This window comes from Propionibacterium ruminifibrarum, assembly GCF_900289195.1.
GTDB lineage: Bacteria > Actinomycetota > Actinomycetes > Propionibacteriales > Propionibacteriaceae > Propionibacterium > Propionibacterium ruminifibrarum.
The window spans coordinates 321,099-339,194 of the sequence record NZ_OMOH01000002.1; the positions used below are offsets into that span (position 1 = coordinate 321,099).

An 18,096-nucleotide genomic window follows, 5' to 3' on the forward strand; every position below is an offset into this window, starting at 1 on the left:
GCGTCAGTCTAGCCCGCGGCGGTCCGACCGGCGGTGCCCCGACCCCGGCGGCAGGCCGTGAGGAAGCCCCCGAGCATGCCGCCGGCCCCGAGGACGGTGGGCGCCAGGACGAGCAGCCGCCCCAGCTCCGGCCCCATGACGGCGAGGCGCTGGGTACCGAGCCCGCCGTGGGAGAACTGGGCGAGCAGGCACAGCAGCAGACCCGAGAGGACGCCGACGACGAGTCCGTACAGGGCTCCTTCGTCCGCACCCGGGTCGCGTTCGGGCAGCGCCCGGCGGGCCTCGTCCCGGCGGGCTCGCACGCAGATGCAGGCGCCGAGGGCCCCTGAGGCCGCGGCGAGCAGGAGCCAGCAGGCGATCGTGACGGGCCGGGCGTCCTCGGTGGCCATGGCGGCCAGGAGCGGTATCGAGGGGAGATTCCCGGTCGTTGAGCCGAGCGGGGCGATGAACGCGCCCTGTCCGAGCGAGAAGCCCGCACCGAGCACCCACGAGCAGGACCAGATGACCATCGACGGCACCCAGAGCATCTGGAGTACCGCGAGCAGCACCGAGCCCGGCCCGCCGGCATCGAGCAGCTCGTGCACGCCGGTGATGGTTGGGCCTGCGGTGACCAGGACGACAGCGAGCCTCGCGCATCCGACCAGGACGATTCCGCAGAGTCCGGCGGTCGCCCCGGCGAGGACACCGGTCGACCAGCCGCCCTGGCTGAGGCTGACGGGCTCCCAGCCCAGGGCCCTTCCGGAGGCGAACAGCGAGCAGAGACCGCCGATGAGCATCCCGCTGATGAAGGCGCGGCCGGTCTCGTCGGGCTGGCCGGCGAGGACCGTCACGGCGATGAGGATGAGGGCGTACGAGCAGCCGGACCACAGGGCCAGCCGGCATGACAGGGAGCGCAGGTCCGACTGCCGACGCCCCCGGACTGGACCCTCGATGAGTTCGTCGGCGGTGCGGCGGGCGATGGTGCGGGACAGCCTGCCGACCATGAGCACGATGACCGCCGTGAACCCCAGCGGGACGAGGTGGAACACGCCGCCGTCGGGATGCGCCGGCACGCCGTTGGCGAGCAGCCAGGCGCGGGCCGAGGCCACGAGGACGGCACCGAACCCGGCCTGTGGCCTGGCGATCCAGCCGAGACAGCAGACGACGAGGACGGGCAGCCAGCTGATGAAGGCGACGCCGAGCGAGGCGACGATGATGGCACTGCGCCAGGACAGCCCCGCGAGAAGGGCCCTGGCTCCCCGGCGGCGGGCATCCGCGGGGCCCTCGCCCTGATCCTCGACGACGGATGACATCGCACCTCCCCTTGATCGGTCCCGACGATACCGAACCGGGCATGCGCGACCTGCCAGGAGCACGGGCGCGCGGTGACCGGCCCGCTCCGCTCAGAGTTTCTCGAGGGGGGCGAACCTCAGGGCCAGCCGTTTGATGCCGCTCGATCCGAAGTCGACGTCTGCCTTGGCGTCGTCGCCGCTGCCACTCGCCGCGACGACCGTGCCGAGCCCGAAACTCGTGTGCAGCACGCGGTCTCCGACCTCCAGCGAGACGACCCGGGGCGTCCTGGGCATCCGACCCGTACCCGAGCCGAACGCCGTGGCAGTGTCGTCCCGATGGCCCGACGAGGACGCACCGCGGCGCAGGGATCCGGTCCGGGCACCGGCACGGATCGCCCAGGTGTCCAGTTCGGCGCCGGTGCGCTGCCAGTCGATGAGGTCGGCGGGGATCTCCTCGAGGAAACGGCTGGCCGGGTTGTACTGCGGGGCCCCCCACGCGGAGCGGACGGCCGCGCGTGAGCAGTACAGGCGGCGCCGGGCACGGGTGATGCCCACGTAGCTCAGGCGGCGCTCCTCGGCGAGGTCGGCCTGGCTGGCCAGGGTCCGAAGATGCGGGAAGACACCGTCCTCCATGCCGGTGAGGAAGACGTTGTCGAACTCCAGGCCCTTCGCGGTGTGCAGGGTCATGAGGGTGACCAGGCCCGGGGAGTCGGGGTCGGCATCGGGGATCTGGTCGGAGTCGGCGACCAGGGCGATGCGTTCCAGGAAGGCGCCGAGCGAGTCGTCGCCGTCCAGCACCTGGGCGTCCAGCGCCTCGTCGTCGCCGGCGGCCCGGTCGGCCTGCAGGTCCACGACGTGGGCCTGGGAGACGAACTCCTGGGCGACCGCCACGAGCTCGACGAGGTTCTCCACTCGGGTCTCGTCCTGCGGGTCCTTCGACGCCTTCAGTTCGTCGAGCATCCCGGAGTCCTTCAGGACGGCGGCCAGGACCTGGTCGGCCGGGGCCCCCTTGTCGACGAGGCCGCGGAACCCGCTCATCAGCTCGCCGAAGGCCCTGACCTGCTTGAGCGAGCGGGCGGCGATGCCGGGCACCTCGTCGGCACGGTCGACCGCCTCGGCGAAGCTGATCTGCTCGTTCGCCGCGAAGACCTCCAGGGCGGCCTCGGTGCGTGCCCCGAGGCCGCGTTTGGGGACGTTCAGGATGCGACGCACCGAGACGTCGTCGGCGCGGTTGGCGATGGCCCGCAGATAGCTGAGGGCATCGCGCACCTCGCGCCGCTCGTAGAAGCGCACACCCCCGACCACGCGGTACGGCAAACCGAGGCGGATGAAGACCTCCTCGAACGGGCGGGACTGGGCGTTGGTGCGGTAGAAGACGGCCGTGTCGGAATACCGGCAGCCCTCCTCGTCGTGCAGCCGGTCGATCTCATCGGCGACCCAGCGCGCCTCGTCGTGCTCGGTGTCGGCGACGTAGCCGATGATGTGCTCACCGCCGGGCACGTTGCTCCACAGCTTCTTGGCGGGCCGGTCCGGGTTGTTACTGATGACCGCGTTGGCCGCCGAGAGGATCGTCTGGGTGCTGCGGTAGTTCTGTTCCAGCAGGATCGTCCGGGCCCCGGGGAAGTCGTGCTCGAAGTCGAGGATGTTGCGCACGTCGGCGCCCCGGAAGGCGTAGATCGACTGGTCGGAGTCGCCCACGACCATGAGTTCGGGCGGTGGCATCGTGGGGGCCCCGGGCAGCGGATCGATTGGTGAGCACAGCTCACGGATGAGCATGTACTGGGCATGGTTGGTGTCCTGGTACTCGTCGACGAGCACCTGGCGGAAGCGGCGCCGGTACTTCTCGCGGATGTCCGGGTGGGACTGGAAGAGCCTGACCGTCATCATGATGAGGTCGTCGAAGTCCATCGCGTTCGCGGCGCGCAGGCGCCGGTCGTACTCCGCGTAGGCGCGCGCGTAGAGCTCGTCGTTGCCGCTGGTCGAGGCGGCGAGCGCCTCGTCCGGTCCGCGCAGTTCGTTCTTGGCGTTCGAGACCCAGCCGAGCACGGTCCGGGGCGGGAACTTCTTGGCGTCGATGTTCTCGTCGCGCAGGACGAGGGTCATGAGCCGGCGGGCGTCGGTGTCGTCGTAGATCGAGAAATTGGGGCGCAGGCCGAACTCGGGGGCCTCGCCCAGCTCGGACCGCAGGATGCGGACGCAGGCCGAGTGGAAGGTGGAGACCCACATCGCGCGGGCGCGCCGCCCGACGAGCCCGCTGACGCGGGCGCGCATCTCGGCGGCCGCCTTGTTGGTGAAGGTGATCGCCAGGACCGAGCCCGGGTGCACGCCGCGCTGGGAGATGAGATGGGCGATGCGCCGGGTCAGGACGCGTGTCTTGCCCGAACCTGCCCCGGCCACGACGAGGACGGGCGCGCCGGTGTGGACGACGGCCTCGCGCTGGGGGTCGTTCAGGCCATCGAGCAGCCGATCGGCGTCCGCCAAGGCGGCGGCGCCGGAGGCTGCCGGCGCCGGGGATTCGTCGGCACGGGCGAGGCCGGCGGCGAAGGCGGCGAACAGGTCGGGCGAGGCATCTTCAGTCATGGCGTGTCAATGGTAGGCGCACCCGCCCCACCGACGCCGGGCCCGGTGGCTCGCACGTGATCGTCGGCACCGGCACTCCCCCGCGCGTTCCGGGCGGCGGCGCCCGGCTCTGCCCCTAGAATCGTCGGCATGCCCCTGATCCCTCGCCGTGTGAAGCGCATCATCGGCACCACTGCGATATCGGTCTTCGCCGCCCAGGTCACCGCGGCCGCAGCCGTCATGGTCAACGACCACCTGCGCAAGCGCCGCAAGGGCCCGCCCGAGTTCCCGCACCACCCGGTGACGGAGGCCACCGCTCGCCGCAACGAGGTGACGGTCTACTCGTTCGGCGAGGATCTCTACTCGGACATGCTCGCCGCCATCGACGCCGCCACCGAGCGCATCTACTTCGAGACCTTCATCTGGAAGGGCGACGAGATGGGCCGGCTCTTCAAGCAGGCACTCATCCGGGCCGCCGAGCGGGGCGTCGAGGTCTACGTCGTCTACGACACCTTCGCGAACATGGTCGTCGACCCGCGCTTCTTCGAACTGCCGAAGTCGGTGCACGTCAAGACGCACCCGCTGGTCCAGTCGGCCGCCTTCTGGAACCTGCGTTACTCGGGCCGCGACCATCGCAAGCTCCTCGTCGTCGACGGCGAGGTGGCCTTCATGGGCGGCTACAACATCGGCTCGCTGTACGCCGACTCCTGGCGCGACACGCACGGACGTTTCGTCGGCCCGTGCGTCACCGAGTTCGAGAACGCGTTCATCGACTACTGGAACATGCGTCCGGTGCACCTGTTCTGGTGGCGCCCCTCCTCGCGCGTCGAGCTGCCCGAGACGACCGACCGCGACTGGGGCGGCCCGATCACCCTGCAGCGCAATGTGCCGCGCTGGTCGGTCTACCCGATCCGCAACATGTACCTGGAGGCCATCGACCGGGCCCGGAAGAACATCTGGCTGACGACCGCCTATCTGATCCCGGACGACGACTTCCGGACGGCCCTGGGGCGCGCCGCGAAGCGCGGCGTCGACGTGCGGATCATCGTCCCCGCCGAGTCGAATCACATCCTCACCGACTGGCTGAGCCGCGGCTTCTACTCCGGCATGCTGCGCGACGGCATCCGCCTGTTCCTCTTCCAGAACGCCATGGTGCACGCGAAGACGGCGACGATCGACGGGCAGTGGTCGACGATCGGCACCGCAAACCTCGATCGTCTCTCACTGGTGGGCAACTACGAGATCAACGCCGAGATCATCTCGCCGGCCGTCGCCGCCGCGTTGGAAGAGGTCTTCGTCACCGATCTGACGAACTGCCGGGAGATCGACCTGGAGAGCTGGGAGCGGCGCAGCCCGGTCGCCAAGTTCACCGAGGGGCTGCTGGCCCCTTGGCGTCCGTTCTTCTGACCGGATCCGCGGCGAACCCGTTCAGACCAGCTTGCGGTCGGTGGCCCACTTCGTCAGCTCGTGGCGGTTCGACAGCTGGAGCTTGCGCAGCACGCTCGACACGTGCGTCTCGACCGTCTTGATCGAGATGAACAGCTCCTTGGCGACCTCCTTGTAGGTGTAGCCGCGCGCGATGAGCTTCATGACCTCGCGCTCACGCTGGCTGAGCCGGTCGAGGTCCTCGTCGACGCTGGCGACCGAGATGGACCCGGAGAAGGCGTCCAGGACGAACCCGGCCAGGCGGGGGCTGAACACCGCGTCACCGGTGGCGACGCGGCTGATGGCGTCGACCAGGTCGTCGGTGCTGATGGATTTGGTGACGTAGCCGCGGGCCCCGGCCCGGATGACCCCGATGACGTCCTCCGCCGCGTCGGAGACCGACAGGGCCAGGAAGGTGATCTCCGGCTCGCTCCTGTGCACCCGCGTCACGACCTCGGCGCCGCCGCCGCCGGGCAGGTGGACGTCGAGCAGGACGACGTCGGGTTTCGTGTCGAGGATGACGCTGACGGCGCTCGACACGTCCTCGCCCTCGCCGACGACGTCGACCCGGTCGGGCGCCGAGCTGGTGAGCTCGTGGCGCACGCCCGCACGGAAGATGGCGTGGTCATCCACGAGGACGACCCGCCAGGGGCCCTCGTGCTCGGGCTGGTCGGGGCCCACGAGGGCCTGCGGGACATTGGTCATCGGGTCATCTCCAGTCTCACTTCGGTGCCTTCACCAGGGGCCGTACGGATGACCGCCCGGCCGCCGTAGCGTTCCATGCGTTCAATGATCGATCTTTTCACACCCATGCGGTCATCACCGATCTGGTTCGGATCGAAACCCCTGCCCCGGTCGCGAATGAACACCTCGACGAGTTCGGGGCCGACCTCGGCGTAGACGTCGATCTTGGCCGCCCCGGAGTGCTTCGAGGCATTCATCATGGCCTCCCGGGCCGCGCGCAGCATGGCCTCGAGTCCCGGGGTGTTCTCCGCGTCGCCGACGCAGACCACCTCGATGGGTACGCCGAGTTCGTCCTCGACCGCGGCGCCCGCCTCGACGAGGGCGGCCTTGACGGTCTCGGGGCCGGGCTGCTCGCCGTACAACCAGGCGCGCAGCTCGCGTTCCTGGCGGCGGGCCAGTGAGGCGACGGCCTTCGGGTCATTCGCCTGGCGCTGGATGAGGGCGAGCGTCTGCAGGACCGAGTCGTGCAGGTGAGCGGCCATGTCGGCCCTGGCGTCCGAGACGATCTTCGCCTCCCGAGCGGCCGCGAGGTTGTTGCGCATCCGGTTCACCGCGGGTGCCGCGACGACGCCGAAACCGATGAGGGTCAGTGCCGCGACGGCCAGCATGGACGGCAGATAGGGCTGGCCCACCTGGCTGTAGGCGAGCAGCGAGATGGCCGCGCCGAGCAGGATCAGGGCCAGGCCCATGCGCACGAGCAGGGCCCAGCGCTCCTGGCTGACGAGCGGGGCCAGCCAGCGCGGGGTGCGGTAGTCCTCCTCGGTCTGCTCGGGCGACTCGGCCTGTCGCCAGACCAGGGCGACCCCCAGGCAGGCCAGGATGATCGGCCAGAAGAATTCCCCGCCGGTGTTGACGTTCGCCATGCGCACGAGCATGAGCACGCCGGTGCACAGCACCAGAACCGCCAGGGCGCCGCCGGTGTTCGCGGTGCGGGTCGTCCGTGACGGGCGCCTCATGTCGGCGCGGCGGGCCATCTCCAGCCCGGGCGCCTCGTGTTCCGGGGCCTTGGCGGGGATCATCAGCCAGGCCAGTCCGTAGAAGATGATGCCGAGGTAGTCCGCGCCCACGAGCAGGACGAAGCACACCCGCACGATCCACACCGGCCAGCCGAGGTGGGCGGCGACGCCGGCGCACACGCCGCCGAACCATCGCTGGTCCAGCGGGCGGCGCAGCCTCGGGCGCTCCGGTCGCCGGCCGGGGGCCGGATCATCGGCGGCCCTGGCCGGTCCGAGGTCGCGTGGGTGCGGGGTGGGGCCACCGGCAGCGGCGCGAACGGGCTCCATGGCGCCCGCCGCCTGCTGCCCGCTGAAGGGCCCCTCCGGATTCCTCACGCCACAATTTTTGCGCACCGCTGGGCCCGGTGGAAACGGTGCCGCCCTCGGATGCGACGAGAGGACGACCCGGGTCTGGGGGCTTTTCAGGGGTCCCCGGCATGGGTGGGGGCGGGGGCGTGCACGACACTTGAACGCATGGACAGCGGGCACGGCCGGGGCGACGAGGAGGCGCCCGACGCCGTGCGGGCGCCGGCCCGGGGCCCGGCCCGGCTGTTCGTCCGCGATCCCGACAACGGCATCATCGGTGGCGTCTGCGCCGGTGTCGCCGCTCGCACCGGGATCGATCCCCTCCTCATCCGCCTGGTCGCCGCGCTGGCCGGTCTCAGCGCCGGATTCGGCCTCGCCTGCTATGTCACGCTGTGGGTCACGACGCCGACGCCTCGCGACGATCGCAGCCCCGTCGAGCGGGTGTTGCCCGGCTTCAGGCGTACGGGCTGGTTCGGTTTCTCGGTGCTGCTCCTGGCCGCCTGCGCGGGCACGTTCCTGACCGTTCGCGGCCTCGTGCCCCTGGCATGGTGGCCATTCGCCCTCGTCGTCCTGGTCGTCGTCGCCATGTGGGTGCTCCGGCCGGTGGTCGCTGCCAGTGAGCGGCGACGCCGGATCGCCGCCGCCCGGCCCGCCCCGGCGCGCAGCACGAGACCCGTCACCGTCATCACCTGGATCGCCCTCCCCGCGGCGGCAGCGGCCGGTGCGGGCATGTTCCTGCTCGTGGACGCGAGCCCGCTGGCCCAAGTGGTCTGCGCGGTCGCGGCAGCCCTCGGCACGATCGGCATCGGCCTGGTGCTGACCAGCCTGTGGGGCATTTCCCGTCTGCTGCGCGACGTGGGGGTCCTGCTCGGTGTCGTCATCCTTCTTCTCGACACGCCCTTCATCACCACCCTCGGCGTGCAGGCCCAGTCCGATGGCGCCGACGGCTCCGGCCCGGACTGGGACGCCTCCGGCGCTGTCGTGGTCGATGGCCAGAACATGATCCTCGACCTGGGCGCCCTGCCCCCTCAGGACACCGAGATGACGGTCCAGGCGCACGACTCGAACATTCACGTCATCGCGCCCGACACCCGCGCCGTCACGATCGAGTACAGCTGCCTGTTCTCCGAACTCACCCTGCCCTCGGGGGGCGGCTGCACCAGCATCGGCTCCGGCGTCTGGACGAGCGGCATTCCCTCGGCCCCACCGAGCCAGGCCGGCGACGCCGAGGCCCGCCCGGCCGACGCCCTGCACGTGAAGATCAAACTCGTGCGCTCCCAGGTGGAGGTGGCGCGATGAGCCACGCCGACAACGGGCGCGCCCCGCAGCGCTCCGCGTCCCTCGTGTGGGGTTTGCTGTTCATCGTCGTTGCCGTCCTGACGGTGCTCACCTCGAACCACCTGGTCGGCCACGAAGCCGTCCGAATCGGTTTCCCGCTGGCCCTCATCGCCATCGGGCTGCTGGGGCTGGTGGTCGGCAACACCGGCTCGAGGAGCAGAATCAAGAACGTGGGGGTGGGTGCGCCCGGCACCCCCGAAACGGCCCCCGGCACGTATGAACCGGTGCGTGACACAAGAGAGCACGACACGAGAGAACAAGGAGAACCCTGATGGCCGCCAAGAAACTCACCAGGAGCCGTGACCACCGGATGATCAGCGGTGTTGCCGGTGGTATAGGCGATTACCTCGGCATCGACTCCAACATCGTCCGCCTCGTCTTCGGCCTCTTCGCCGTGATCACCCTGGGCGGCGCCATCCTCGTCTACCTGATCGGCTGGTTGCTGCTGCCCGACGAGTTCGACGACGTGCGCGGCTTCGATCAGGTCAAGAAGAAGTTCGACGAGTTCGGGGGCAAGAAGTCAGACGGCTACCGGGGCCAGTGATGTCCCGCCGTCTTGCCGACGGTGACACCGGCACACGCCACGACAGGCGGTGAAACCAGTGAGGGGCGGGCCCAGAAGGGCCCGCCCCTCAGCGTCGTCCGGGGGCGCCGTGACGCCGATCAGAACAGTGTCGACAACCTGACGTCCTGGCCGCTCACGGCGACCTCGATGCCGTCCGCGGTGGCCTCCAGCCCCGAGTAGCCGAGCCCACCGGGCAGGTCGGGCAGGACGAGCCGGTCCTGGGTGTTGGCGAGGACCGCCTGGACGAGGGTGTCGGGCAGGTCCACCGTGGCGACCGAGACCTGGGCGTCGGTGAGCGTGATCGCCCCGCCGGGCGCGACCGTGGGCACCGCCGTCACGGTCACCGGAACCTCGGCGCCCAGGACCTCCACCGTGGTCTCCGCCTGGATGGTGCCGCCGGTTCCCCCGCTCACGGACATGCCCGAGGCCGTACTCACGTCGTCCCAGCTCATGACGGCCGAGGCCTCCAGGGCGCCGGCCGTCAGCTCGTCGGCCGACTGCACATGGCTCAGATCGGTGAAGTCGCCGTGAACCGACTGCAGCGAGAGGTCGGAGCCCTGAACCGTCACGGGGGCCCGGTCGATGTCGAGACTCAGGTCGTCGAGTGTCCCGGAGGTGAACACCGACAGCAGGACCCACTGGGAGGTCGAGGCGTGGACCGTCGAGGGGTCGACGCCCAGCTGGCCGGCGACCCGGGACTGCACGGTGCGCATCGCGACGTACCGGGAGACACCGACCGCCGCCCCGGCGAGCACCAGGACGACGACGAGGAGGCCGCACAGGACTTTCAGGCCACGGGACATGAGCGGCTCACAGCCCGAGGATCTCGTCCATGCCCACGGTGAGGCCGGGGCGGCCGACGACGGCCCGCACGCCGGCCAGGACGCCGGGCATGAAGGAGACCCGGTCGTAGGAGTCGTCGCGGATGGTCAGGCTCTCGCCGGCGGTGCCGAGCAGCACCTCCTGGTGGGCGACCAGGCCCTGGAGACGGACGGAGTGGACCGGCACGTCGTCGACCCGGCTGCCCCGGGCCCCGTCGAGCGCGGTCTGCGTGGCGTCGGGCATCGGCGCGCAGCCGGCCGCCCGGCGTGCCGCGGCGACCCGGCGGGCGGTGCTGGCGGCCGTGCCGGAGGGGGCGTCGAGCTTGCGGGGGTGGTGCAGCTCGATGATCTCGACGGAGTCGAAGAAGGGCGCGGCCTTCTCGGCGAAGGCCATCATGAGGACGGCGCCGATGGAGAAGTTCGAGGCGATCAGGACGCCGACGTCGGGGTCGGCCCCGAGCCAGGAGCGCACCTGGTCGAGCCGGTCCTCGTCGAAACCGGTGGTGCCGACGACCGCGTTGACGCCGTGATCGATGCACCACTTGATGTTGTCCATGACGACGCCCGGCTGGGTGAAGTCGACCATGACCTGGGCGGCCTCGGCCGGCGCACGGTCGTCGCCGGCGTCGATGCGGGCGACGAGCTCGGTGTCGGGCGCCCCCTCGACCGCATCGCAGACGGTGGAGCCCATGCGGCCCCTGGCACCGAACACACCGACCTTGATCATCGCTACCTCGCAGTCCTCGTCCAACAGGTCGCCGACCAGCCTACTCGCCGGGGTCCGATCCGCTGCGCCACTGCCTGATCTGCCGGTCCCTTGGCCCAACTGGCCGGGACCGGTGCGCTTCGCGGGTGGGTTCGCCGGGTTCGTGGTTGGGGTTGTTGCGCCGGGTTGGGTTCGCTGCGCCTGTGGGGGCCTTTCCCGCCCGCTGGCGCACAGGTTCGCTGCGCGAACAGGTGCGCCAGATGCCCGGAGCCGAGCCCTGAAAGGCCCCCACAGGCTCCACTCGGCCCGCACCGGGTTGGCTGTGAGCGGAGTTCGGCAGGCCCCTCAGGGCTCGGCATCGGGCATTGTGATTCACATGTTCGCCTCGGCGAACCTGTGAATCACAGGGCGGGAGGGGCCTGCCGAACGCAGCGAACCCACCCACTCGACGCAGCAACCCCACGGAAGCGGCACGGCTCTCAAGGATCCGGTAGCGCACCGGCCCCAGGGGCAACGCCCCTGGGGCCGGTGGTGACCGAGCGGACCGTGAGGAGGATCAGGCCTCGTCGGCCTCCTCCTCGAGCACCGGGGTCAGCGAGAGCTTGCCGCGGTCGTCGATGTCGGTGATCTCGACCTGGAGCTTCTGGCCGACCGACAGCACGTCCTCGGCGTCCTCGACGCGCTTGCCGCCGTTGAGGGCGCGCAGCTTCGAGATGTGGAGCAGACCGTCCTTGCCGGGCAGCAGGGAGACGAAGGCGCCGAAGCTCGTGAGCTTCACGACGGTGCCCAGGTAGCGCTCGCCCATCTCCGGCATCGTCGGGTTGGCGATGGCGTTGATCATCGTGCGCGCGGCCTCGGCGGATTCGCCGTTGTCGGCACCGATGTAGATCGTGCCGTCCTCCTCGATGGAGATATTGGCGCCGGTGTCGTCCTGGATCTGGTTGATGACCTTGCCCTTGGGGCCGATGACCTCGCCGATCTTGTCGGTGGGGATGTGCACGGTGATGATGCGCGGGGCGAACTCGCTCATCTCGTCGGGCGCGTCGATCGCATCGCTGATGACGCCGAGGATCGTGGTGCGGGCCTCGCGGGCCTGCAGCAGGGCCTGGGCGAGCACGTCGGCGGGGATGCCGTCGAGCTTGGTGTCGAGCTGCAGGGCGGTGACGAACTCGCTGGTGCCGGCCACCTTGAAGTCCATGTCGCCGAGGGCGTCCTCGGCGCCGAGGATGTCGGTGAGGGCCAGGTACGTGGTCTCGCCGTCCTCGCCGGTCTCGCTCATGAGGCCCATGGCGATGCCCGCCACGGGGGCCCGCAGCGGCACGCCTGCGTTGAGCAGGGACAGCGTCGAGGCGCAGACCGAACCCATCGACGTGGAGCCGTTGGAGCCGATCGCCTCGGACACCTGGCGGATGGCGTAGGGGAACTCGTCGCGGGTGGGCAGCACCGGGACGATGGCGCGTTCGGCGAGGTGGCCGTGGCCGACCTCGCGACGCTTCGGCGAACCGATGCGGCCGGTCTCGCCGGTGGAGTACGGCGGCATCTCGTACTGGTGCATGTAACGCTTGGAGCGCACCGAGCTGAGGGTGTCGAGCTTCTGCTCCATGTCGAGCATGTTCAGCGTCGTGATGCCCAGCACCTGGGTCTCGCCGCGCTGGAACAGGCCCGAGCCGTGGACGCGCGGGATGACGCCCACCTCGCTGGACAGGGCCCGGATGTCCTTGGGGCCCCGGCCGTCGATGCGGATGCCCTCGGACAGGACACGGCCGCGGACGATCTTCTTCTGCATGGCCTTGAAGGCGCCGGAGATCTCGCCCTCACGGCCGGCGAAGGCCTCCTCGGCGGCCATGGTGTCCTTGATCTCGTGCTTGAGCTCGGACTCGGCGTCCTGGCGCTCCAGCTTGGCGGCGATCTGCTCGATCTCGTCGAGCCTGTCGTAGCCGAGCTCGTTCACGCGCTCCCAGACGTCCTCCTCGTACTCCTTGAAGACGGGGAAGTCGTAGGTCTCCTTGTTGACCTCGGCGGCCAGCTCGGCCTGGGCGTCGCAGAGGGCCTTGATGAACGGTTTGGCGGCCTCCAGGCCGGCGCCGACGACCTCCTCGGTGGGGGCGGTGCGGCCCGCCTTCACCAGGTCCCAGGTGGCCTCGGTGGAACCGGCCTCGACCATCATGATGGCGACGTCGCCGCTGGCCAGGACGCGGCCGGCGACGACCATCGAGAAGGTGGCCTCGTTCTCCTGGTCGACGGTGGGGAAGCACACCCACTGGTCGCCGATGAGGCTGATGCGCACCCCGCCGATCGGGCCGGAGAAGGGCAGACCGGAGATCTGCGTGGACATGGACGCGGCATTGATGGCCACGACGTCGTACTCGACCTTCGGGTTGAGGGCGAGGACGGTGATGACGACCTGGACCTCGTTGCGCAGGCCCTTCTTGAAGGCCGGGCGCAGCGGACGGTCGATGAGACGGCAGGCCAGGATGGCGCCCTCGCTGGGGCGGCCCTCGCGGCGGAAGAACGAACCGGGGATGCGCCCGACCGCGTACATCTTCTCGTCGACGTCGACCGTCAGCGGGAAGAAGTCGATGGACTCACGCGGGGACTTCTGGGCGGTGGTGGCGCTCAGCAGCATGGTGTCGCCGTCCAGGTAGACGGCGGCGGAGCCGTCGGCCTGCTTGGCCAGCTTGCCGGTCTCGAAACGGACAACGTGCTTGCCGAACGAGCCGTTGTCGATGACGGCCTCGGCGAACTTGACGTCGGGTCCCTCCATGGGATTCCTTCCAGTAGGAGAAATCGCCGCAGGCATGGACGCTCGTCAGAACCGGTCTTCGATCGAGGACGCCGGGACGGGGCCCGGGATCCACCACCGAGGACCGAGGCCTGATCGTGGCGGCCATGACGGCAGCGTCAATGGGTGCGCATCGGACGCACCGCCCACCAGGGTAACCGACGATGACCGATTCCACCCATTTCCTCCGGGTTTCCTGCGGCAACCGGCCGAAATCCGGTGTTCCGCGGCGAACAACGGCGAACCGCCCGGGAGTTCCCGGGCGGTTCGCGATGAGATCCGACGTTCAGCGGCGCAGGCCGAGGCGCTTGACCAGCTCGCGGTAGTGGTTGATGTCCTCCTTGGCCACGTAGTTGAGCAGCCGGCGGCGCTGACCGACCATGAGCATCAGGCCACGGCGGCTGTGGTGATCGCCGCGATGCTCCTTGAGGTGCTCGGTCAGGTGCGAGATCCGCTTGGTCAGCAGGGCGATCTGGACGTCGGGGGAACCCGTGTCGCCAGGATGCGTCGCGTACTCTTCGATGATCTTCTTCTTCTCTGCGGCGTCCATGCGTCGCTCCCCTTTCCTGTTCCCGCTGCGCGGCGCCGCCCCACCCGGTACGTGAGCGGCTCTTGGTGTTCCGCGGCCGATCGACGGCAACTTGGGGAGTTTATCAGGCGGTCGGGGCATTGGACGAATCGGACAGCAGACGTCTGGTCTGCTCCACGTCGCGCCGCATCTGCGCGACGAGTTCACCGGCCCCGTTGAACCGCAGCTGGCCGCGCAGCTGGGTGACGAACTCGACACGGATCCGCGCGCCGTACAGCTCGAGGTCGGTGCGGTCGAGCACATAGGACTCGACCCGGCGCTCCACACCGTCGAAGGTCGGGTTCGTCCCGACACTGACGGCCGCCGGCCAGATCCCGGCGCCGGGTTCGTCCAGGCGGCGCAGCCAGCCGGCGTAGACGCCGTCGCCCGGCGTGGCGAGTTCGGCGGGGACCGGCAGGTTGGCGGTCGGGAAACCGAGCCTGCGGCCGCGCTGGTCGCCGACGACCACGACGCCGGTGAGACTGAACCAGCGTCCGAGATGCTGCGCGGCGCCCGTGACGTCACCGTCGGCCAGGGCCGTGCGGATCCGGCTGGACGAGATGTCGACACCTCCGACGCCGACCAGTTCGAGGGCAGAGGTCTCGTACCGTCCCGCCCCGAGCTCGGCGAGCGTCCGGGGATTGCCGGCGGCGCCCTTGCCGAAGGTGAAGTTCGTCCCGACGATGACGAGCCGTGGATCGAGGGGATCGATGATGCGCCGGACGAAACGGGTCGGTGACCAGGCGGCGACCTCGCCATTGAACTGGACGACCCGCACCTGCGTGGCGCCGTAGCGTTTCAGCAGCTCGATGCGGTCATCGAGGGTGGTGAGCAGGCGCGGCACCCGGTCGGGGGCGAAAACGGTCATCGGGTGGGGCCACAGGGTCACGGCGATGACGGGCAGGGGGGGCGCCCCGCCGAGAGCCGCGGCCCGCGCGCGAGCGTGCTCGAGCAGCGCCTGGTGACCGCGGTGCACGCCGTCGAAGGTGCCGATGACGACGACCGATCCAGCCATGCCGTGCCTTTCCGTTTGGTGTGGTGGAGGGCGAGCGGGATCCGCTGCGCCGGGGTCGGGCCGGCCACGCCCGGCGAGGGCCGGACCGAGTCTAGTACGGCTCCCCCGCCCTCGCCGGACCCTCCAGGCACTCCGGGCGACCAGCGGGCCCTCCGGCGGGACCCGGCGGCGTGCCGGTGGGCGCCGCCCGAGACGGACGAGGGGCCCGGACACGGTGCAGGCCCCGGGAAGTCCCGGGGCCTGCACCCATGGGTTTCACACGGTCACTCGACGACGTCCTCGTCGACCCAGTCCAGGGTGCGCTGGACGGCCTTCTTCCAGTTGCGGTAGAGCCGGTCGCGCTCGGCCGGATCGGCCTTCGGCTCCCACCGGGTGTCCTCGGCCCAGTTGTCGATGACGTCCTGCTCGCCGCCCCAGTAGCCCACCGCGATACCGGCCGCGTAGGCGGCCCCGAGGGCCGTGGTCTCGGCCACGACCGGGCGGATGACCGGAACATCGAGCTGGTCCGCCTGGAACTGCATGAGCAGCTGGTTGGCGGTCATGCCGCCGTCCACCTTGAGCTCGGTCAGGGGGACGCCGGAGTCGGCGTTCATGGCGTCCAGCACCTCGCGGGTCTGGTAGGCCGTCGACTCGAGCACTGCGCGGGCGATGTGGCCGCGGTTGACGTAGCGGGTCAGGCCGACGAGCGCACCACGGGCGTCCGGACGCCAGTACGGCGCGAACAGGCCGGAGAAGGCCGGCACGAAGTAGGCGCCGCCGTTGTCCTCCACCGACGCGGCCAGGGCCTCGGAGGCCGGGGCGCTCTCAACCATCTTCAGGTTGTCGCGCAGCCACTGCACGAGCGAACCGGCCACGGCGATGGAGCCCTCGAGGGCGTACACGGCGGGCTGGTCGCCGATCTTGTAGCACACGGTGGTGAGCAGGCCGTTCTTGCTGAAGACGGGCGTGGTGCCCGTGTTCTGCAGCATGAAGCAGCCGGTGCCGTAGGTGTTCTTGGCCATACCGGGCTCGAAACAGGCCTGACCGAAGGTGGCGGCCTGCTGGTCACCCAGGATGCCGGCGATCGGCGTGTCGACGAGCAGACCGTTCTTGCGGCCGTAACCGTAGATCTCCGAACTCGACTTGATCTGCGGCAGCATCGAGGCCGGGATGCCGAGGGCGTCGATCATGCGCTCGTCCCACTGCAGGGTCTCGATGTTCATGAGCATCGTGCGGGAGGCATTCGTCACGTCGGTGACGTGCACGCCGCCGGCGAGACCACCGGTGAGGTTCCACAGGACCCAGGTGTCCATGGTGCCCATGAGAAGCTTGCCGGCCTCCGCCCTGGCCCGGGCGCCCTCGACGTTGTCGAGGATCCACCGGACCTTGGGGCCCGCGAAGTAGGTGTTGAGCGGCAGACCGCAGATGTCCTTGAACCGGTCGGGACCCTCGTCGCCGCCGAGTTCCTCGCAGATCTTCTGCGTCCGGGTGTCCTGCCAGACGATGGCGTTGTAGACGGGCTCCCCGGTCTCGCGGTCCCACACGACGGTGGTCTCGCGCTGGTTCGTGATGCCGACCGCGGCGAGCTGGTGACGGTTGATCTCGGCCACCGACAGGGCCTGGGCGACGACCGCGCGAACAGCCTCCCAGATCTCGATCGGGTCGTGCTCGACCCAGCCGGCGCGCGGGAAGATCTGTTCGAACTCCTGCTGGCCGGTGGCAACGATGCGTCCGGCGTGGTCGAAGATGATGGCCCGCGCCGACGTGGTGCCCTCATCAATGGCCAGGATGTACTTCTCTGCTTCAGCCATGGGACTGCTCCTTTCAGCTGTGGCGCGCTCGCCTGTGAGCGCACCCGATCAGATAAGCGAAGTGCCCGCCGCAGGCACGTGCTTGCGGCGGGCACTCAACGGATCACCAGAAGATCTGGTAGGTGAGACCGGCGAGGAGACCGCCGATGATCGGGCCGACGACCGGGACCCAGGCGTACGCCCAGTCGGAGCCGCCCTTGCCCTTGATGGGCACGACCGCGTGGGCGAGCCGGGGCATGAGGTCACGGGCCGGGTTCAGGGCGTAGCCGGTGGGCCCGCCCAGGCCGTTGCCGATGCCCACGATGACGAGCATGACACCCAGCGGTCCGATGACCGAGCCGGAGATCTGCTCGATGCCGTCCGCCATGGTGATGGACGCCACGTTCGTGTAGCCCGAGATGATGACCCAGATGACCAGGACGTAGGTGGCGACGGCCTCGACCAGGCAGTTCCATCCGTAACTGCGGATCCGCGGGGCCGTGCAGAAGGTGCCCAGTTTGACGGCGGGCTCGGCGTCCTCGTCGTAGTGCTTCTTGTAGACCAGCCAGGCGAAGACGGCGCCGACGAAACCGCCGCAGAGCTGGGCGATGATGTAGAGCGCGATGTTGGCGCCGGTCGCCGGGATGCCCGGCGCGAGGTCGTTGCCGGAGGCGGCGAGGCCGAGCGTGACGGCGGGGTTCAGGTGACCGCCGGTCTGGTAGGCGCCGTAGACGCCGACCATGACCGCGATACCCCAGCCCCAGTTGATGAACTGCGGCCCGCCGCCGTGCCCACCGGTCTTGGGAAGGCTGTGGTTCGCGACAACACCCACGCCAAGCAGCATGAGCAGTGCGGTACCGAAGAACTCGGAGCCGAAGATGGCCGCCGAGGAGACAAGAGGAATCATGAAGTACTCCCTTGTGTCGGGTTGAACATGTGCCTGACGACGTGTGGTCGACAGTTGGCCGACCCGGTCATGCACCCCGTCAGGGCCTCTCGCACACGCGGGCCGGACCGCCTCCCGGGGTCGTGCCCCGAGGGAGCCTGGAACAAACTTTCATCCCACCGGGGGTCCGATTCCAGCTCAGCAGGGCGTTTCGCTTGAAAATTGCAATATGTGCACTGGATTTTGCAAGGGCTTGCACTTCTTCCCAGCCGCGGTGCACGAAGACCCACGGAGGGTTCTCAGGGCTCCGGCGGTGACCTTCCACACCCCACCGGGAACAGCCGCC

The 18,096-nt window shown here is 69.8% G+C and carries 15 protein-coding genes; 4 read left to right on the forward strand and 11 right to left on the reverse strand.

Translation table 11 applies throughout. The features are described 5' to 3' along the window. Positions 1–8: 8 nt before the first annotated feature. Together PROPJV5_RS03450 and pcrA are read right to left on the reverse strand one after the other, a co-directional pair. Positions 9–1,292 carry a cell division protein PerM gene (locus PROPJV5_RS03450; RefSeq protein WP_119714925.1) on the reverse strand — a complete coding sequence of 428 codons (1,284 nt, stop codon included), beginning with the start codon at positions 1,290–1,292 and terminating at the stop codon, positions 9–11. A 90-nt stretch (positions 1,293–1,382) separates the two neighbouring features. Beyond that, on the reverse strand, positions 1,383–3,851 hold the full coding sequence (gene pcrA, locus PROPJV5_RS03455; protein WP_119714926.1) for a DNA helicase PcrA: 2,469 nt from the start codon (positions 3,849–3,851) through the stop codon (positions 1,383–1,385). A 129-nt stretch (positions 3,852–3,980) separates the two neighbouring features. Between pcrA and PROPJV5_RS03460 the strand changes: the two genes are divergently transcribed. Further along, positions 3,981–5,237, forward strand: a complete 1,257-nt coding sequence (locus tag PROPJV5_RS03460) for a phospholipase D-like domain-containing protein (RefSeq protein ID WP_119714927.1) — start codon at positions 3,981–3,983, stop codon at positions 5,235–5,237. Positions 5,238–5,258: 21 nt separating this feature from the next. Here the strand turns inward: PROPJV5_RS03460 and PROPJV5_RS03465 are convergent, their stop codons facing one another. Continuing rightward, positions 5,259–5,960, reverse strand: coding sequence for a response regulator (locus PROPJV5_RS03465; protein WP_119714928.1), 702 nt, complete (start codon positions 5,958–5,960; stop codon positions 5,259–5,261). After that, the gene (locus tag PROPJV5_RS03470) at positions 5,957–7,330 is read right to left on the reverse strand and encodes an ATP-binding protein (RefSeq protein ID WP_147385332.1); all 1,374 of its coding nucleotides are present in this window, start codon (positions 7,328–7,330) and stop codon (positions 5,957–5,959) included. Before PROPJV5_RS03470 ends, PROPJV5_RS03465 begins: the two co-directional genes overlap by 4 nt. Positions 7,331–7,468: 138 nt before the next feature. On the opposite strand from PROPJV5_RS03470, the gene PROPJV5_RS03475 reads away from it, so the two are divergent. Genes PROPJV5_RS03475 through PROPJV5_RS03485 form a run of 3 tightly spaced genes read left to right on the forward strand, consistent with a single transcriptional unit; the run spans position 7,469 to position 9,182 of the window. Then, positions 7,469–8,599, forward strand: a complete 1,131-nt coding sequence (locus PROPJV5_RS03475) for a PspC domain-containing protein (RefSeq protein ID WP_182858554.1) — start codon at positions 7,469–7,471, stop codon at positions 8,597–8,599. Beyond that, on the forward strand, positions 8,596–8,910 hold the full coding sequence (locus tag PROPJV5_RS03480; protein ID WP_119714931.1) for a hypothetical protein: 315 nt from the start codon (positions 8,596–8,598) through the stop codon (positions 8,908–8,910). The genes PROPJV5_RS03475 and PROPJV5_RS03480 overlap by 4 nt, the downstream gene beginning before the upstream one ends. Beyond that, positions 8,910–9,182 (forward strand): PspC domain-containing protein, encoded by a 273-nt coding sequence (locus PROPJV5_RS03485; RefSeq protein ID WP_119714932.1) that lies wholly within the window; start codon positions 8,910–8,912, stop codon positions 9,180–9,182. The genes PROPJV5_RS03480 and PROPJV5_RS03485 overlap by 1 nt, the downstream gene beginning before the upstream one ends. A 119-nt stretch (positions 9,183–9,301) precedes the next feature. Here PROPJV5_RS03485 and PROPJV5_RS03490 read toward each other — a convergent pair whose 3' ends face one another. The 7 genes from PROPJV5_RS03490 to PROPJV5_RS03520 all read right to left on the reverse strand — a co-directional run bounded on the left by PROPJV5_RS03490 (position 9,302) and on the right by PROPJV5_RS03520 (position 17,771). Continuing rightward, positions 9,302–10,006 (reverse strand): LmeA family phospholipid-binding protein, encoded by a 705-nt coding sequence (locus PROPJV5_RS03490; protein WP_119714933.1) that lies wholly within the window; start codon positions 10,004–10,006, stop codon positions 9,302–9,304. A 7-nt stretch (positions 10,007–10,013) separates the two neighbouring features. Further along, on the reverse strand, positions 10,014–10,751 hold the full coding sequence (gene dapB / locus PROPJV5_RS03495) for a 4-hydroxy-tetrahydrodipicolinate reductase (RefSeq protein ID WP_119714934.1): 738 nt from the start codon (positions 10,749–10,751) through the stop codon (positions 10,014–10,016). 535 nt (positions 10,752–11,286) lie between these two features. Next, complete coding sequence (locus tag PROPJV5_RS03500; RefSeq protein ID WP_119714935.1) at positions 11,287–13,494, reverse strand: polyribonucleotide nucleotidyltransferase; 2,208 nt, start codon at positions 13,492–13,494, stop codon at positions 11,287–11,289. Between the two features lie 304 nt (positions 13,495–13,798). Further along, entirely contained in the window at positions 13,799–14,062 is a 264-nt protein-coding gene (rpsO, locus tag PROPJV5_RS03505; RefSeq protein WP_119714936.1) for a 30S ribosomal protein S15, read from the reverse strand. 103 nt (positions 14,063–14,165) lie between these two features. Next, positions 14,166–15,095 (reverse strand): bifunctional riboflavin kinase/FAD synthetase, encoded by a 930-nt coding sequence (locus tag PROPJV5_RS03510; protein WP_119714937.1) that lies wholly within the window; start codon positions 15,093–15,095, stop codon positions 14,166–14,168. Positions 15,096–15,358: 263 nt separating this feature from the next. After that, entirely contained in the window at positions 15,359–16,885 is a 1,527-nt protein-coding gene (glpK, locus tag PROPJV5_RS03515) for a glycerol kinase GlpK (RefSeq protein ID WP_119714938.1), read from the reverse strand. Positions 16,886–16,988: 103 nt separating this feature from the next. Beyond that, complete coding sequence (locus PROPJV5_RS03520) at positions 16,989–17,771, reverse strand: MIP/aquaporin family protein (protein WP_119714939.1); 783 nt, start codon at positions 17,769–17,771, stop codon at positions 16,989–16,991. Positions 17,772–18,096 lie beyond the last annotated feature (325 nt).

Coding starts and splice junctions, on each gene's coding strand:
- PROPJV5_RS03485 (WP_119714932.1), top strand. CDS start 8,910: ATGGCCGCCAAGAAACTCACCAGGAGCCGTGACCACCGGATGATCAGC.
- PROPJV5_RS03510 (WP_119714937.1), bottom strand. CDS start 15,095: ATGGCTGGATCGGTCGTCGTCATCGGCACCTTCGACGGCGTGCACCGC.
- PROPJV5_RS03460 (WP_119714927.1), top strand. CDS start 3,981: ATGCCCCTGATCCCTCGCCGTGTGAAGCGCATCATCGGCACCACTGCG.
- rpsO (WP_119714936.1), bottom strand. CDS start 14,062: ATGGACGCCGCAGAGAAGAAGAAGATCATCGAAGAGTACGCGACGCAT.
- PROPJV5_RS03465 (WP_119714928.1), bottom strand. CDS start 5,960: ATGACCAATGTCCCGCAGGCCCTCGTGGGCCCCGACCAGCCCGAGCAC.
- PROPJV5_RS03450 (WP_119714925.1), bottom strand. CDS start 1,292: ATGTCATCCGTCGTCGAGGATCAGGGCGAGGGCCCCGCGGATGCCCGC.
- PROPJV5_RS03520 (WP_119714939.1), bottom strand. CDS start 17,771: ATGATTCCTCTTGTCTCCTCGGCGGCCATCTTCGGCTCCGAGTTCTTC.
- dapB (WP_119714934.1), bottom strand. CDS start 10,751: ATGATCAAGGTCGGTGTGTTCGGTGCCAGGGGCCGCATGGGCTCCACC.
- pcrA (WP_119714926.1), bottom strand. CDS start 3,851: ATGACTGAAGATGCCTCGCCCGACCTGTTCGCCGCCTTCGCCGCCGGC.
- PROPJV5_RS03480 (WP_119714931.1), top strand. CDS start 8,596: ATGAGCCACGCCGACAACGGGCGCGCCCCGCAGCGCTCCGCGTCCCTC.
- PROPJV5_RS03475 (WP_182858554.1), top strand. CDS start 7,469: ATGGACAGCGGGCACGGCCGGGGCGACGAGGAGGCGCCCGACGCCGTG.
- PROPJV5_RS03490 (WP_119714933.1), bottom strand. CDS start 10,006: ATGTCCCGTGGCCTGAAAGTCCTGTGCGGCCTCCTCGTCGTCGTCCTG.
- glpK (WP_119714938.1), bottom strand. CDS start 16,885: ATGGCTGAAGCAGAGAAGTACATCCTGGCCATTGATGAGGGCACCACG.
- PROPJV5_RS03500 (WP_119714935.1), bottom strand. CDS start 13,494: ATGGAGGGACCCGACGTCAAGTTCGCCGAGGCCGTCATCGACAACGGC.